The sequence below is a fragment of the Paracoccus kondratievae genome (assembly GCF_009301415.1).
GTDB classification, from domain to species: Bacteria; Pseudomonadota; Alphaproteobacteria; order Rhodobacterales; family Rhodobacteraceae; genus Paracoccus; species Paracoccus kondratievae.
In genome coordinates, this window is sequence record NZ_CP045072.1 from 1,219,001 (window position 1) to 1,234,068 (window position 15,068).

12 protein-coding genes are annotated in these 15,068 nt (G+C 60.4%); 2 read left to right on the forward strand and 10 right to left on the reverse strand.

Going from position 1 to position 15,068, the window contains the following annotated elements; translation table 11 throughout:
• Position 1 precedes the first annotated feature (1 nt).
• The 8 genes from glpK to glpD all read right to left on the reverse strand — a co-directional run bounded on the left by glpK (position 2) and on the right by glpD (position 9,280).
• The gene (gene glpK, locus F8A10_RS06115) at positions 2-1,492 is read right to left on the reverse strand and encodes a glycerol kinase GlpK (protein ID WP_152366919.1); all 1,491 of its coding nucleotides are present in this window, start codon (positions 1,490-1,492) and stop codon (positions 2-4) included.
• 94 nt (positions 1,493-1,586) lie between these two features.
• Positions 1,587-3,299: an ABC transporter substrate-binding protein gene (locus tag F8A10_RS06120; protein WP_010396455.1), complete on the reverse strand. Its 1,713-nt coding sequence runs from the start codon at positions 3,297-3,299 to the stop codon at positions 1,587-1,589.
• A 92-nt stretch (positions 3,300-3,391) separates the two neighbouring features.
• The gene (locus F8A10_RS06125) at positions 3,392-3,817 is read right to left on the reverse strand and encodes a DUF2160 domain-containing protein (protein WP_085502519.1); all 426 of its coding nucleotides are present in this window, start codon (positions 3,815-3,817) and stop codon (positions 3,392-3,394) included.
• On the reverse strand, positions 3,817-4,620 hold the full coding sequence (locus tag F8A10_RS06130) for a carbohydrate ABC transporter permease (RefSeq protein WP_010396460.1): 804 nt from the start codon (positions 4,618-4,620) through the stop codon (positions 3,817-3,819). The genes F8A10_RS06125 and F8A10_RS06130 overlap by 1 nt, the downstream gene beginning before the upstream one ends.
• Positions 4,620-5,507 (reverse strand): carbohydrate ABC transporter permease, encoded by an 888-nt coding sequence (locus F8A10_RS06135; RefSeq protein WP_010396463.1) that lies wholly within the window; start codon positions 5,505-5,507, stop codon positions 4,620-4,622. Before F8A10_RS06135 ends, F8A10_RS06130 begins: the two co-directional genes overlap by 1 nt.
• On the reverse strand, positions 5,507-6,592 hold the full coding sequence (locus F8A10_RS06140; RefSeq protein ID WP_152366920.1) for an ABC transporter ATP-binding protein: 1,086 nt from the start codon (positions 6,590-6,592) through the stop codon (positions 5,507-5,509). The genes F8A10_RS06135 and F8A10_RS06140 overlap by 1 nt, the downstream gene beginning before the upstream one ends.
• Positions 6,593-6,599: 7 nt before the next feature.
• Entirely contained in the window at positions 6,600-7,679 is a 1,080-nt protein-coding gene (locus F8A10_RS06145; protein WP_010396466.1) for an ABC transporter ATP-binding protein, read from the reverse strand.
• A 32-nt stretch (positions 7,680-7,711) separates the two neighbouring features.
• Complete coding sequence (gene glpD / locus F8A10_RS06150) at positions 7,712-9,280, reverse strand: glycerol-3-phosphate dehydrogenase (protein ID WP_085502502.1); 1,569 nt, start codon at positions 9,278-9,280, stop codon at positions 7,712-7,714.
• A gap of 452 nt (positions 9,281-9,732) precedes the next feature.
• Between glpD and cysD the strand changes: the two genes are divergently transcribed.
• Together cysD and cysN are read left to right on the forward strand one after the other, a co-directional pair.
• Positions 9,733-10,668 (forward strand): sulfate adenylyltransferase subunit CysD, encoded by a 936-nt coding sequence (gene cysD, locus F8A10_RS06155; RefSeq protein WP_217809612.1) that lies wholly within the window; start codon positions 9,733-9,735, stop codon positions 10,666-10,668.
• Position 10,669: 1 nt separating this feature from the next.
• Positions 10,670-12,592 (forward strand): sulfate adenylyltransferase subunit CysN, encoded by a 1,923-nt coding sequence (gene cysN / locus F8A10_RS06160; RefSeq protein WP_010396473.1) that lies wholly within the window; start codon positions 10,670-10,672, stop codon positions 12,590-12,592.
• A 151-nt stretch (positions 12,593-12,743) separates the two neighbouring features.
• On the opposite strand, the gene F8A10_RS06165 is transcribed toward cysN, so the two are convergent.
• Positions 12,744-13,469: an aspartate/glutamate racemase family protein gene (locus tag F8A10_RS06165; RefSeq protein WP_010396475.1), complete on the reverse strand. Its 726-nt coding sequence runs from the start codon at positions 13,467-13,469 to the stop codon at positions 12,744-12,746.
• A 17-nt stretch (positions 13,470-13,486) separates the two neighbouring features.
• The gene (locus tag F8A10_RS06170) at positions 13,487-15,004 is read right to left on the reverse strand and encodes an NCS1 family nucleobase:cation symporter-1 (RefSeq protein ID WP_202796780.1); all 1,518 of its coding nucleotides are present in this window, start codon (positions 15,002-15,004) and stop codon (positions 13,487-13,489) included.
• Positions 15,005-15,068 lie beyond the last annotated feature (64 nt).

The window sequence follows — 15,068 nt, forward strand, 5'->3', positions numbered from 1 at the left end:
GTCAGCCGGCAAGGCTCATCGTGGCCTCGACGGCCTTTTTCCAGCGCCGGTAACGCCCTTCACGCTCATCCTCAGCCATGTCGGGATCAAAGCGGCGATCAAGCGCCCAATCGCGGGCGAACTCGTCAGGTTCGGGGCACAGCCCCGCCTGAAGCCCGGCAAGATAGCCCGCACCAAGGGCCGTCGTCTCGGTCACCACCGGACGATCAACCGGCGCGCCCAGAAGATCGGCCAGAAACTGCATGGTCCAGTCACTGACCGCCATGCCGCCATCGACGCGCAGCACGCCCTGGGCCGCGCCAGGCCAGTCGGCCCGCATCGCCTCCCACAAATCGCGGGTCTGGAAGCCGACGCTTTCCAGTGCCGCCCGTACCAGTTCAGCTGGACCCGAGTTGCGCGTCAGCCCATAGATGGCGCCACGGCAGTCAGGCCGCCAATAGGGTGCGCCAAGCCCGGTAAAGGCCGGGACCAAAACCAGTTCCTGTCCCCGGTCTGCCTTTTCAGCCAGCCCTTGGGTTTCCGAGGCATGGCGAATGATCCCCAGCCCGTCGCGCAGCCATTGCACCACTGCACCGGCGATAAAGATCGAGCCCTCCAGCGCATAGCTTGTCTGCCCCTTCAGCCGATAGGCGATGGTGGTCAGCAGCCGGTTTTGCGAGACAACACATTCGGCCCCGGTGTTCAGCAGCGCAAAGCAACCCGTGCCATAGGTCGATTTCATCATTCCCGGTGCGAAACACGCCTGACCAACAGTCGCGGCCTGCTGGTCACCCGCAACGCCAAGGATCGGGATTTCGCGACCGAACAGATCCGCACGGGTCACGCCGTAATCGTCGGCACAGTCACGCACCTCGGGCAAAACCTGCATCGGGATGTCGAGAAGCGCGCAGATCTCATCATCCCAGCGGTTCTCGGCGATGTTGTAAAGCAGGGTCCGGGCCGCGTTGGTCGCGTCGGTTGCATGAACCCTACCCCCGGTCAGGTTCCAGATCAGCCAGCTGTCGACAGTGCCAAAACACAGCTCGCCCCGCCGCGCACGCTCACGCGCGCCGTCGATCGTGTCGAGCAGCCATTTCAGCTTGGTGCCCGAGAAATAGGGGTCAAGCAGCAGACCGGTGCGGGCAGAGATCATCTTTTCATGGCCCAGCGCCTTTAGCGCCTCGCACATCCCGGCCGTGCGGCGATCCTGCCAGACGATGGCGCGATGCAGGGGCTGGCCGGTCCTGCGGTCCCACAAAACCGTCGTCTCACGCTGATTGGTGATGCCGATGGCGGCAATGTCGCTGGCATGCAGCCCGGCCTTTTCGACTGCCTCGCGCGCCACCCCAGCAACGGTCACCCACAGATCCGACGCGTCATGTTCGACCCACCCGGACGAGGGGTAGTGCTGGGTAAATTCGCGCTGCGCGCTGGCAATCGCCCGCAAGCCGGGCCCAAAAACGATAGCGCGCGACGAAGTCGTGCCCTGGTCAATCGAAAGAATATGCGACATGGCCTAATCCGGTGCCTCGGTTATCAGATTTCCCGACCATGGCGGGATCGAAGACCGGGGGGCAAGGCCCTGCCCCGCCCCCCGGCAATTGGCATTACTGCCAGGACTTGATCAGTTCGTCATACGAGATCGTCTCGCCCTGCGGCTTTTCGTTCTCGATCGGGCCAACGGGGGCGCCTTCGGCGTCCAGCCATTCCTGCGGGTCTTTTTCCTCATTCAGTTTCGGACCCAGATCGCCCTGCACGCCCGAACGCTCAAGCCGGGCCAGCACTTTTTCTTGCTCGGCGCACAGCGCATCAAGCGCCTCTTGCGGGGTCTTGGCACCCGACAGCGCATCGCCGATGTTCTGCCACCACAGCTGGGCAAGCTTGGGATAATCGGGAATGTTCGTGCCGGTCGGCGACCACTGCACCCGGGCAGGTGAGCGATAGAATTCGACCAGACCGCCAAGTTTCGGCGCCCGCTCGGTAAAGGACTTGTCCTGCACCGTCGATTCACGAATGAAGGTCAGCCCGACATGGGATTTTTTCACATCGACAGTCTTGGAGGTCACGAATTGCGCGTAAAGCCATGCGGCCTGCGCACGATCCACCGGGGTCGATTTCATCAGCGTCCATGAACCCACATCCTGATAGCCGATCTTGGTGCCTTCGGACCAATAGGCGCCATGCGGGCTGGGGGCCATGCGCCATTTCGGCGTGCCGTCCTCGTTCACGACCGGGGTGCCGGGCTTGACCATATCGGCGGTAAAGGCCGTGTACCAGAACATCTGCTGGGCGATATCGCCGCGCGCCGGGACCGGGCCTGCCTCGCCAAAGGTCATGCCCATCGCCTCGGGCGGGGTATATTTGTTCAGCCAGTCGATGGCCTTGGTCACTGCATAGACCGCCGCCGCGTCGTTGGTTGCACCGCCGCGCGCCACGCAAGAACCGACGGGACGCGAGTTCTCGTCAACGCGGATACCCCATTCGTCTACCGGCAGCCCGTTCGGGTCGCCCTTGTCGCCCATACCGGCCATCGACATCCAGGCATCGGTATAGCGCCAGCCAAGCGAGGGGTCTTTCTTGCCGTAGTCCATGTTGCCCCAGGCTTTGGTGGGGCCGCCCTCGATATAGGACATGTCACGACCGGTGAAGAATTCGGCAATGTCTTCATAGGCCGACCAGTTCACCGGGACACCCAGATCATAGCCGTATCTGGCCTTGAAATCGTCCTTGGTTTTTTGATCGTTGAACCAGTCGTAGCGGAACCAGTAAAGGTTGGCGAACTGCTGATCGGGCAGCTGATACAGCTCTCCGTCCGGGGCGGTAGTAAACTTGATGCCAAGGAAGTCATCAAGGTCAAGCGTAGGACTGGTAAAGTCCTTCCCCTCTTCAGCCATCCATTTGGTCAGGCTGCGGGCCTGCTGATAGCGCCAATGGGTGCCGATCAGGTCACTGTCGTTGACATAGGCGTCATAGATATTCTCGCCGGTCTGCATCTGCGTTTGCAGCTTTTCAACGACGTCGCCTTCGCCGATCAGATCATGGGTGACCTTGATACCGGTGATGGCCGTAAAGGCCGGGGCCAGAACCTTGGCCTCATATTCATGGGTGGCAATGGTTTCCGAGACGACCTTGATCTCCATCCCCGCCAGAGGTTTGGCGGCGTCGATGAACCATTGCATCTCTTTTTCCTGATCCTCGCGAGAAAGCGAAGAGAGATCGCTGATCTCGGAATCCAGGAATTTCTTCGCGGCCTCCATATCCGCCCATGCGGGCATCCCCAGAACCATGAGCGCAAGCGCCATGGCCGTGGTTCTTTGCATCGGTCTCATGTTTTCCTCCCTATGGAATGAGACGTTGAACCTATCGCGCCCCGGGCCAGCCGCAGCCGCCCCGGAGCCCTGTTCCAGCCCGGTCAAACCCAGCGAAACACCGCTGCGGCATAGGCCAGGCAAATGACGAGCCCCCACCATAACGGCGAGCCGGCAAAAAACAGCCAGCCCAGACAGATGAAGGCCGAACCAAGAAGCGAGATGAACAACCGGTCCCCACGCGTCGTCTCGATACGCAGAATGCCGCGGCGCGGTGTCTCGGGGAAACGGATGGCAAGGATGGTGAACAGAACCAAAAGGCTGGCAATCACCCAGAAAAACAGCGCAACCGGAAAGGTCCAGGCCATCCATCCGCCGGGGACCATCGGGGCAAACCAATCCTTGGCACCATCCCTGACCGGCGTTGCCCAGACCAGAAAGGCAAGGGCAGCGGCCAGAATAACAGCAGCAAGGGTATAGATCGCGCCCCAGCCCCGGGGCTTGTGCGTCGCAATCGCAGCGTTCGACATCATACCCTCCCCAGGGCAAAGCCCTTGGCGATGTAGTTGCGGACAAACCAGATCACCAGCGCGCCGGGAATGATGGTCAGAACCCCGGCAGCCGCCAGCACCCCCCAATCCATCCCCGAGGCCGAGACGGTGCGCGTCATCGTCGCGGCAATGGGTTTGGCATTCACTGAGGTCAGGGTGCGCGACAAAAGCAGCTCGACCCAGCTGAACATGAAGCAAAAGAAAGCCGCGACCCCGATGCCACTGGCGATCAGCGGCATAAAGATGCGCACGAAAAAGCGCGGAAAGCTGTAGCCGTCGATATAGGCGGTCTCGTCGATCTCTTTGGGCACGCCACGCATGAAACCTTCCAGGATCCAGACTGCCAGCGGCACGTTGAAAAGGCAGTGCGCCAGGGCGACCGCGATATGGGTGTCAAACAGCCCTACCGAGGAATAAAGCTGGAAAAAGGGCAGCGCAAAGACCGCCGGCGGCGACATGCGGTTGGTCAGCAGCCAAAAGAACAGATGCTTGTCACCCATAAAGCTGTAGCGGCTGAAAGCATAGGCCGCGGGCAGCGCCACAGCGACGGAAATCACCGTATTCATCACCACATAGATGATCGAGTTGACATAACCCATGTACCAGCTGGGATCCGTCAGGATTACCCGGTAATTGCGCAAGGTCAGCTCATGCGGATAAAGGCTGAAGGTGCCGGTGATCTCGGCATTGGTCTTCAGGCTCATGTTTACCAGCCAGTAGATCGGCAGCATCAGGAACAGCAGATACAGAACCATCACCACGGTCGGGGTCTTGATGCGCATCACATGGCCTCCGGAATGTCGGTCTGGCTGCGGTCCAGATTGGTCATCACGGTGTAGAACACCCAGCTGACAAGCAAGATCACAAGGAAATACATGATCGAGAAGGCAGCAGCGGGGCCAAGGTCGAACTGTCCGACCGCCATCTTGACCAGATCAATCGACAGGAAGGTCGTCGAGTTGCCCGGCCCGCCGCCGGTTACGACAAAGGGCTCGGTATAGATCATGAAACTGTCCATGAAGCGCAAAAGCACGGCGATCAGCAGCACGCCCTTCATCTTTGGCAGTTCGATATAGCGAAACACCGCCCAGCGGCTGGCCTGATCAATCCGCGCCGCCTGATAATAGGCCTGCGGGATGGATTGCAGGCCGGCATAACACAGCAGCGCAACCAGGCTGGTCCAGTGCCAGACGTCCATGACAATCACAGTGATCCATGCGTCCAACGGATCGCTGGTGTAGTTATAGTCAAGCCCCAGCGCCTTGAGCCCACGACCGAGCAGGCCGATATCGGTGCGCCCGAAAATCTGCCAGATCGTCCCCACGACGTTAAACGGAATAAGCAGCGGCAACGCCATCAGCACGAGGACAAGGCTGGCCCAGAAGCCCTTTTTGGGCATGTTCAGCGCCACGAAGATCCCCAGCGGCACCTCGATCGCCAGAATGATGGCCGAGAACAGCGTCTGCCGCCCCAGCGCCTCATGCAGGCGCGAACTGTGGACCATCTCGTCAAACCATTCGAGCCCGGCCCAGAAGAACTCATTATTGCCGAAAGTGTCGTTAACCGAATAATTCACCACCGTCATCAGCGGGATCACCGCCGAAAAGGCGACGATGACCAGCACCGGCAGGACCAGAAACCACGCCTTGTTGTTTTGGGTCTTTTCCATCAGGCCGCCCCTTCTTCCTGCGGCACCACGCGCCAGTCATCAGCATAGACGTTGATTTTTTGCGGGGCGAAGGCGACCTGTGGCAGCCCTTCGACCGGCATCCCTTCGGGCATGACAACGTTAAGCGGGCGGCCCATCACCTCGCCCCGGACAAGGCGGTGGCGCCCGACATCTTCGATCCGCCGGATGGTCAGCGGCAGCCCGCCGCTTGCAACCAGCGTCGCATGTTCGGGACGAATGCCTATCTGAACCCGACCTGCCACGGGCCCATAATGCGCCCCCAGCATCACCGTCTCGCCCCCAGGCAACAGGGCACGGTCGCCCTGAACATCAGCCTCAAGGAAATTCATACCCGGAGAGCCGATAAAATAGCCGACAAAGGTATGTGCCGGACGTTCGAACAGTTCTTCGGGGGTGCCCATCTGCACAACGCGGCCTTCGTACATGACCACGACCTTCTGGGCAAAGGTCAGTGCTTCGGTCTGATCGTGGGTGACATAGATCATCGTATGACCGAACTGGCGGTGCAGCTCCTTGAGCTGGGTACGCAGCTCCCATTTCATATGCGGGTCGATGACGGTCAGCGGTTCGTCAAAAAGGATCGCGTTCACGTCCTCACGAACCATGCCCCGGCCAAGGCTGATCTTTTGCTTGGCATCGGCGGTCAGGCCCTGTGCCTTGCGGTCCAGCCAGGCCTCCATGCCGATCATGCGGGCGATCTGGTCCACCCGTGCCTTGATATAGGCCGCATCCTTGCCCCGGTTCTTTAGCGGAAAGGCAAGGTTATCGCGCACGTTCATCGTGTCATAGACGACCGGGAACTGGAACACCTGGGCGATATTGCGCTCGGCCGTCGTCGCGTCGGTCACGTCGCGGTCGCCAAACAGCACCCGCCCGTGGCTGGGCGTCAGCAGGCCCGAGATGATGTTCAAAAGCGTGGTCTTGCCACAGCCCGAGGACCCGAGCAGCGCATAGGCGCCGCCGTCCTGCCAGACGTGATCCATCTCTTTCAGCGCATAATCCGTCTCGGACTGAGGATTAGGCAGATAGCTGTGGGCAAGGTTCTTTAGCGTGATCTGTGCCATGATCCCCTCATCCCGCCAGCGCATAGGCGGCAGGCACCACCAGCCGCTCGGACGCGTCAAACAGATAGACATGCGCCGGATCCAGCCAGACCGAAAGCGGCTGGCCGGGCGTCAAAAGATGCACCCCCTCGACCAGACCCACCCAGCGATCAGCGCCATGCTCGACATGAACAAAGGTCTCAGAGCCGGTAATCTCGGTCGCGGCCAGAGTACAGGTGAACTCGACCGCGGCGGGGCCGGGACGGGTCAGCGACAGGTGGTTGGCGCGAAAACCCGCAAGACAGGCGCCATCGGGCAGGTCAGAGAAACTGCCCGCCGGCAGTTGACTATCACCCAAGGTCACAGCCCCATCTTGCTTGCGCGCAGCGACGAAATTCATTGGCGGATCGCTGAAGACCCGCGCCGTGGTCGCATCGACCGGCTGGCGATAGACAATCGGCGTCGGCCCGAATTGCGTTATCCGCCCCTGCCATAGCGTGGCGGTATTGCCGCCCAGCAACAGCGCCTCTTCGGGCTCGGTGGTCGCATAGACAAAGATCGCGCCCGACGCCTCAAAGATACGCGGAATCTCGACCCGCAACTCTTCGCGCAGTTTGTAGTCAAGGTTCGCCAGCGGCTCATCCAGCAGGACAAGCCCCGCGCCCTTGACCAGCGCCCGCGCCAATGCGCAACGCTGCTGCTGGCCGCCCGACAGCTCAAGCGGCTTACGCCCGAGCATCGGCGTCAGATGCAGCATATCGGCAGTTTCGCGGACCTTGCGGTCAATCTCGTCCCGGGGCCGGCCAAGAATGCGCAGCGGCGAGGCGATATTTTCATAGACCGTCAGGCCGGGATAGTTGATGAATTGCTGATAGACCATGGCGACGCCACGATCCTGAACCCGCTGGCCGGTGACGTCGCTGCCATCCCAAAGGATGCGGCCGGTCGTCGGCTGGTCCAGCCCGGCCATCAGCCGCATCAGGCTGGTCTTGCCAGCCAGTGTCGGGCCCAGCAGCACATTCATGCTGCCTTTTTGCAAGGTCAGGTTGGTGGGATGGATATGCACCTTCCCCCCGACCGACCGGGATATGCCCTGCAGTTCCAGCAAAGCGGTCCTCCCCCTAATACTCCGCCCCTGGTTCAGGCGATACGATGCTGCTCCACGAACGCCTCCAGTTCGTGGCGCTGCGCCTCATTCATGTGCAGGCCCAGCTTGGTACGACGCCAAAGGATATCCTCGGCGGTCCGGGCAAACTCGTGACGGATCAGCCACATCACCTCGGCCTCGGTCAGACCGGCGCCGAAATCACGACCCAACGCGGCCATGCTGTCGGCACCGTTCAGCAACAAGAACGCCTCGGTACCGTAGGTACGCACCAACCTGCGGGCAAGACGCCCGGACAGGAACGGATGGCTGGCCTGAAGCTGCGCGATCAGGTCCGAAACCCCGTCCACGGGAAAATCCCCGCCGGGCAGCGCCACCCGAGCTGTCCAGTCCCCACCCGCCTGCGGAAAGAATGGCACAAGCTTTGCCATCGCGCTTTCCGCCAACCGGCGATAGGTGGTGATCTTGCCGCCAAAGACATTGAGCAGCGGCGCGTCCTCATCATGCAGGCTAAGCACATAGTCCCGCGTCGCCGCAGTCGCCGATTTTGCGCCGTCATTGTAAAGCGGACGCACCCCAGAATAGGTCCAGACCACCTGATCCGCCGTCACGGGACGCGCAAAATACTGGCTGGCAAAAGCGCAAAGATAATCCCGCTCTTCGTCCGAACAGCGCGCCTCACCGGGGGCGCCGCGATGGTCCATATCGGTGGTGCCGATCAGGGTGAAATCTTCCTCAAAGGGAATGGAAAAGATGATCCGCCCATCCGTACCCTGGAAGAAATAGCAGCGATCGTGATCATAAAGACGCGGCACGACAATATGGCTGCCTCGCACCAGGCGCACACCTTCGGTCGAGGGGATATGCGCGACATTGCGGATCACATCCTCGACCCACGGCCCGCCAGCATTGACCAGCGCGCGGGCGTGATGAATGCGTGTACCCTCGGGACCTTCGGTGGTGATGCGCCACAGCCCCTCGGCACGCTCGGCGTGGGTGACGCGGGTCCGGGTCATGATCGTCGCGCCCCGCGCCGCAGCATCGCGCGCGTTCAGCACCACAAGCCGCGCATCCTGCACCCAGCAATCGGAATATTCCCAGCCCAGGCTGAAGCCGGGCCTAAGCGGCTGACCAACAGCATCACGCGACAGATCCAGCCGTTTCGTGCCCGGCAGGATCTGACGCCCGCCCATATTGTCATAAAGAAACAGCCCCAGCCTGATCAGCCATGCCGGCCGACGCCCGCGCAGCCACGGCATCGTCATCGACAAAAGCCGCGATGTCGGCGTATCGCTTTCAAACCGCATCTGCGGCGAATAGGGCAGCACAAAACGCATAGGCCATGAGATATGCGGCATGGCGGTCAGCAGCGTCTCGCGCTCTTCCAGCGCCTCACGGACCAGGCGGAACTCAAAGAATTCAAGGTAGCGCAAGCCACCATGAAAAAGCTTGGTCGAGGCCGAAGAGGTCGCCTGCGCCAGATCGCCCATCTCGGCCAGCGTGACCGAGAGGCCACGCCCCACCGCGTCCCGCGCGATGCCGCAACCGTTGATTCCACCGCCAATGATGAAAAGGTCAGCCTCGGGCCGTGCTGGTGTTGACACGCCGATTCCCTTCCGTCGTTTCGCACCGCTTTTGATAGCCGAAAGATGTAACGGTGATGTAATACCAGTCAAGCGAGAATTTTCGTTTATGATCGTTTTTATACACAAACGAATGTTCGTGCGCGGCATTGCTGCATGATTCGCTGCATAATGCAGCAATTGCAGTGCATAACAGCATGGCATGTGCGCGGTTTCCATGGCGTAATGGTACGTCGCTGTCCGCGGATCAGCGGCAAACCGCGTTTAAACGAAGATTCTCAGGCAGGATCGCACAACTCAAGGAAGAATATTTAAAATTATAATCAACCCAAAGAAATTTCAGGTCCTCTGCTGCCGCAACGCGGCAACAAAACCGATGATTTACAGGCGCAGGCAGCGTTAACCATCGCTCGGGCTTGGTATTCCCGAGAAAATCTGGCAAAGGACGGCGCATCCTAAGAAGGGCCATGCAGATGAACAGCCAATCCGTCATCAACACCGGGGGTCAGGCCGATACCCTGACCCATCTTCAGAGGCTTGAGGCCGAAAGCATCCAGATCATGCGCGAGGTCGTGGCCACTGCCGACAACCCGGTGATGCTGTATTCTATCGGCAAGGATTCGGCCTGTATGCTGCATCTGGCGAAAAAGGCTTTCTACCCTGCCCCGCCGCCCTTCCCGCTGTTGCATGTGGACACGACCTGGAAATTCCGGGCCATGTATGATCTGCGCGACCGCGCCGCACAGGCAGCGGGAATGGAGCTGATCGTACACCATAACCCCGAGGCGCTGGAAAAGGGTATCAACCCCTTTGACCATGGCAGCCTGCATACCGACATGTGGAAGACCGACGGTCTGAAACAGGCCCTGACCAAATACAATTTCGATGTCGCCTTTGGCGGTGCCCGCCGCGACGAGGAAAAGTCGCGTGCCAAAGAGCGGGTGTTCTCGTTCCGCTCGGCCAATCACCGTTGGGACCCCAAGAACCAGCGCCCCGAGCTGTGGAAGCTTTATAACACCCGCAAGGGCAAGGGTGAGTCGATCCGCGTATTCCCGCTGTCGAACTGGACCGAACTCGACATCTGGCAATACATTCACCTTGAGAACATCGAGATCGTCCCGCTGTATTTCTCGGAACCGCGCCCGGTGGTCGAGCGTGACGGCCTGCTGATCATGGTCGATGACGACCGTTTCCCGCTGCGCGAAGGCGAAGAGCCGATGATCAAATCGGTCCGCTTCCGTACGCTGGGTTGCTATCCGCTGACCGGCGCAGTGGAATCCAACGCCCGTACCCTGCCCGAGGTGATTCAGGAAATGCTGCTGACCACCACTTCGGAACGTCAGGGCCGCGCCATCGACCACGACCAGTCCGCTTCGATGGAAAAGAAGAAACAAGAGGGGTATTTCTGAGATGAACAACGAAATGAAAGACCCCGCCTACATCGCCGATGCGCTGATCGCACAAGACATCGACGCCTATCTGCTGAAACATCAGCACAAGACCATGCTGCGCTTCATCACCTGCGGCTCGGTCGATGATGGCAAGTCGACGCTGATCGGCCGCCTGCTTTATGACAGCAAGATGATCTTTGAAGACCAGCTTGCGAGCCTTGAAAGCGATTCAAAGGTCGTCGGCACTCAGGGTGGCGAGATCGACTTTGCGCTGCTTGTCGATGGTCTTGCAGCCGAGCGCGAACAGGGCATCACCATCGACGTTGCCTATCGTTTCTTTGCTACGGACAAGCGCAAGTTCATCGTCGCCGACACCCCCGGGCACGAACAGTACACCCGTAACATGGTTACCGGCGCCTCGACCGCCGACCTTGCGGTGATCCTGATCGACGCGCGCCAGGGCGTGCTGACCCAGACGCGGCGGCACAGCTATCTGGTAAACCTGCTTGGCATCAAAAACGTGGTGCTGGCAGTGAACAAGATGGACCTTGTCGATTACTCGGCAGAGCGGTTCTACGACATCGTCGCGGATTATTCGCATTTTGCCAAACAGATCGGCATGGACAGCTTTCTGCCGATCCCGATTTCGGGTCTCAAGGGCGACAATATCGTCGAGAAAAGCGCGAACATGCCCTGGTACCAGGGGCCGACATTGCTTGGCCACCTGGAAGAAGCACCGGTCAGCGACCAGCAGATGCTTGAACATCCGTTCCGCATGGCGGTGCAATGGGTGAACCGGCCGAACCTCGACTTCCGCGGCTTTGCCGGACAGATCAGCGCGGGCGTCGTGCGGCCGGGCGATGCGATCCGGGTGCTGCCTTCGGGCAAGACGACCACGGTCAAATCCATCGTCACCTATGACGGCGAGCTGGAAAAGGCTGTCGCTGGTCAGTCGATCACCCTGACCTTTGCTGATGAGATCGACTGTTCGCGCGGCGATGTCATCGTCCAATCCGACGAGCCCTGCGAGGTTGCCGACCAGTTCGAGGCGACGCTGGTCTGGACGGCCGAGCAAGAGATGCTGCCGGGCCGTCCCTACCTGCTGAAAATCGGTACCCAGATGGTCACCGCGACCGTCACCGAGCCGAAATATGAAGTTAACGTCAACACGCTGGACCATCTGGCCAGCAAGACGCTGGGGCTGAACGCAATCGGCGTGGTCAATATCTCGACCGACCGTCCGATCCCCTTTGAGGCCTATGCCCAGAACGTCGATCTTGGCGGTTTCATCCTGATCGACCGCATGACCAATGCAACGGTCGCAGCGGGGATGATCCATTTCGCCCTGCGCCGGTCGCAAAACATCCACTGGCAGGCACTGGACGTCAACCGCGAGGCACACGCCGCGCTGAAAAACCAAAAGCCCGCAGTGATCTGGTTCACCGGTCTTTCGGGCTCGGGCAAGTCGACCATTGCCAACATCGTCGAGAAAAAGCTGCATGCCCTTGGCAAGCACACCTTCCTGCTGGATGGCGACAACATCCGCCACGGGCTGAACCGCGACCTTGGCTTTACCGATGCCGACCGGGTTGAAAACATCCGCCGCGTGGGTGAGGTCGCCAAACTGATGGCCGATGCCGGGCTGATCGTGCTGACAGCCTTTATCTCGCCCTTCCGGTCCGAACGGCAGATGGTACGTGACCTGATGTTGCCGGGCGAATTCGTCGAGGTCTTTGTTGATACGCCTCTGGAGGTTGCCGAGGCGCGCGACGTCAAGGGCCTGTATAAAAAAGCGCGGTCGGGCCAGCTGAAGAACTTTACCGGTATCGACAGCCCCTATGAGCAGCCGCAGCAGGCCGAGCTGACCGTAAACACGGTCGATCTGACGCCCGAAGAGGCTGCCGAGCGCATCGTTCAATATGTGTTGCGCGAAATGAGCTAAGGCCCCCGATCAGGGCGAGCCTTGAGAAATTGAACGGGCGGCGACTGTGATCCAGTTGCCGCCCGTTTCATTTGCACAAAGGCCGCGACAGGCCATAAGAAAGGGCCGGAGCACAGATCCTATGCCCCGACCCTGCGTTTGCCCTTGGTGCCTAAAGTCCGGTCAGGGGAAATCCGGTGATCCGCTTGGGCCGGGGCGGGGCATAGGTTCGCACTTTCGAGGTCTTGAGGCCCAACCGCACCAGCGACTCGGCAATGGTGACGGCGGCGGCGACACCATCCACCACAGGCACCCCGGTCCGTTCGCGGACTTTTTGCTCAAGCTCAGCCATGCCACCACAACCAAGGCAGATCACCTCGGCATGATCATTGGTGACGGCGGCGGCAGCCTGTTCGACGATGGCCTCTACCGCGCGCTCGGGCTGTGTTTCCAGTTCAAGAACCGCCATGCCGCTGGCCCGGACCGAGGCGCAGCGCGCATCTAGCCCGGCCAGCTTCAGCCGATCCTCGATCAGCGGAACAGCGCGATCCAGCGTCGTTACCACGGAATATTTATGGCCAAGGAACATGGCCGTTGAAGCAGCCGCCTCGGTGATATCGACGACCGGAACTTCAAGCAGTTCTTGCAGCCCTTCGCGGCCATGTTCGCCATACCCCGCCTGAATGACCGCATCAAAGGGCTGATCGTAGCGCATGACCGCATCCATGACGCCGACGGCGGCAAGGTAGCTTTCAAAATTGCCCTCGACTGACTCCGCGCCAAAGCGCGGGGTCAGGGCGACGATCTCGGTCCCCGGCGCAGCAGCCTTTTGGGCCTGCACGCCGATGCCATGGGTCATCGTCTCGGTCGTGTTCACGTTCACTACAAGAATACGCATGTCTTCTCCGTCTCGGGTCAGTGGTTGGTCGCCACGGCAATGGCCTCGCCATCCCGGTCGACATAGCTCAGCCCCTTGGGCGCGATGAGCCAGTAAAACAGCGCGCCCAGTCCCGCAGCGATGAACCACGAGAATTGCGAAAGCGCATGCAGCGCCGGCAGGAAGGCAATCAGCAACGAGATCGCAGCCGAGGGGATCAGCGCCTTGATGGCAGCCGGATTAAAGCCACCCACATAGTGATAGGGGCCGCTGGCGTCGTCGATGTAAAGCGACGGCACATCCACCTGCTGTTTGCGGATCAACCAGTAATCCGCCATCACGATCCCGAAAAGCGGCCCAAGAAAGGCTCCAAGCCCGCCAAGGAAATAGACGATGACGATCGGCGAGTTATAAAGGTTCCAGGGCAGGATCGCAAAGCCGATGATCGCGCTGACCACCGCAGCGCGGCGAAAGTCCAGATGGCGCGGCAGCAGGTTCGCCAGCGCAAAGGCCGGAGCGACAAAGTTCGCCATCAGGTTCACCGCGATGGTCAGGATCAGCAGCGACAGGCTGGCGATGATCAGCAGCGGCTTGCTGGGGATCTTTTGCACGACATCGGTCGGGCTTTGGATCAGGGTACCATCTATCACCAACTGGCCGCCGGTCAGGATCACCACGATCATGCCAAAGATCAGCATGTTGATCGGGATGCCCCAGAAATTGCCCATGACCACCGCCCGGCGCGAAACGGCCCCGCGGGTAAAGTCACAAAAGTTCAGAACGAAGGTGCCATAGATCGCCACCCAAAGCGAAGCAGCACCCAGGATCTGTGCCCACATCGCCCCGCCACTCAGCGCATTCGGCGGCGACCAGCGCAGCTCTCCGCCCGCGCTGTAGAGTACCCAGCCCGCCAGCGCGACAAAGGTCACAAGAATGACCGGGCCGGCGCAGGCTTCGTATTTGCGGATGCTCTCCATCCCGTAACAGGCGATGATGACCTGAACCACCCAAAGAATGCTGAAGCTGATCCAGCCCAGCACCGACAGGCCCAGCACCATCTGCTGCGCCAGAGGCGCAAGGCCGGGGATCAGCGCGATCAACAGCACATCCAGCACCATCGAGGCCAGATAGGTCTGGATCCCGAACCAGACGATGGCGACACCACCACGGATCAGGGCCGGGATCTGCGCGCCACGGGTACCAAAGCTGATGCGGCTCATCACCGGGAAAGGCACCCCGGTCTTGATGCCCATATAGCCCGACATGGTCAGCAGGATGAACAGAAACAGCGCGCCAAAGCTAAGCGCGGTCAGGATCTGCCAGCCGCCAAGGCCAAGCGCGAAAAGCCCGATGGCAAAAGAGTAATTGCCAAGGCTGTGCACGTCATTAGCCCAGAGGGCAAAGATGTTATAGGCGCTCCACGTACGGCCTTGCTGCTGGGTGGGCGCAAGGTCACGGTTGTAAAGCCCGGGCGACACGTCGGGCGGAATGGTTTCGGACAGCGTGACGCCCTGCAGGGGATCATGGCCGGTCTCGGCGGTCTTGATACTGGCCATTACTGCCCCTTCCATTTCGGGCAGAAGCATCCCCGCGCCGTAATCCGTTGATCCGCAAGATTGC

Bases quoted from the DNA above. Each gene is read 5' to 3' on its own strand.
- F8A10_RS06165 (WP_010396475.1), bottom strand. From the start codon at position 13,469: ATGCGTATTCTTGTAGTGAACGTGAACACGACCGAGACGATGACCCAT.
- F8A10_RS06170 (WP_202796780.1), bottom strand. From the start codon at position 15,004: ATGGCCAGTATCAAGACCGCCGAGACCGGCCATGATCCCCTGCAGGGC.
- F8A10_RS06125 (WP_085502519.1), bottom strand. From the start codon at position 3,817: ATGTCGAACGCTGCGATTGCGACGCACAAGCCCCGGGGCTGGGGCGCG.
- cysN (WP_010396473.1), top strand. From the start codon at position 10,670: ATGAACAACGAAATGAAAGACCCCGCCTACATCGCCGATGCGCTGATC.
- glpK (WP_152366919.1), bottom strand. From the start codon at position 1,492: ATGTCGCATATTCTTTCGATTGACCAGGGCACGACTTCGTCGCGCGCT.
- F8A10_RS06135 (WP_010396463.1), bottom strand. From the start codon at position 5,507: ATGGAAAAGACCCAAAACAACAAGGCGTGGTTTCTGGTCCTGCCGGTG.
- F8A10_RS06130 (WP_010396460.1), bottom strand. From the start codon at position 4,620: ATGCGCATCAAGACCCCGACCGTGGTGATGGTTCTGTATCTGCTGTTC.
- cysD (WP_217809612.1), top strand. From the start codon at position 9,733: ATGAACAGCCAATCCGTCATCAACACCGGGGGTCAGGCCGATACCCTG.
- F8A10_RS06140 (WP_152366920.1), bottom strand. From the start codon at position 6,592: ATGGCACAGATCACGCTAAAGAACCTTGCCCACAGCTATCTGCCTAAT.
- F8A10_RS06120 (WP_010396455.1), bottom strand. From the start codon at position 3,299: ATGCAAAGAACCACGGCCATGGCGCTTGCGCTCATGGTTCTGGGGATG.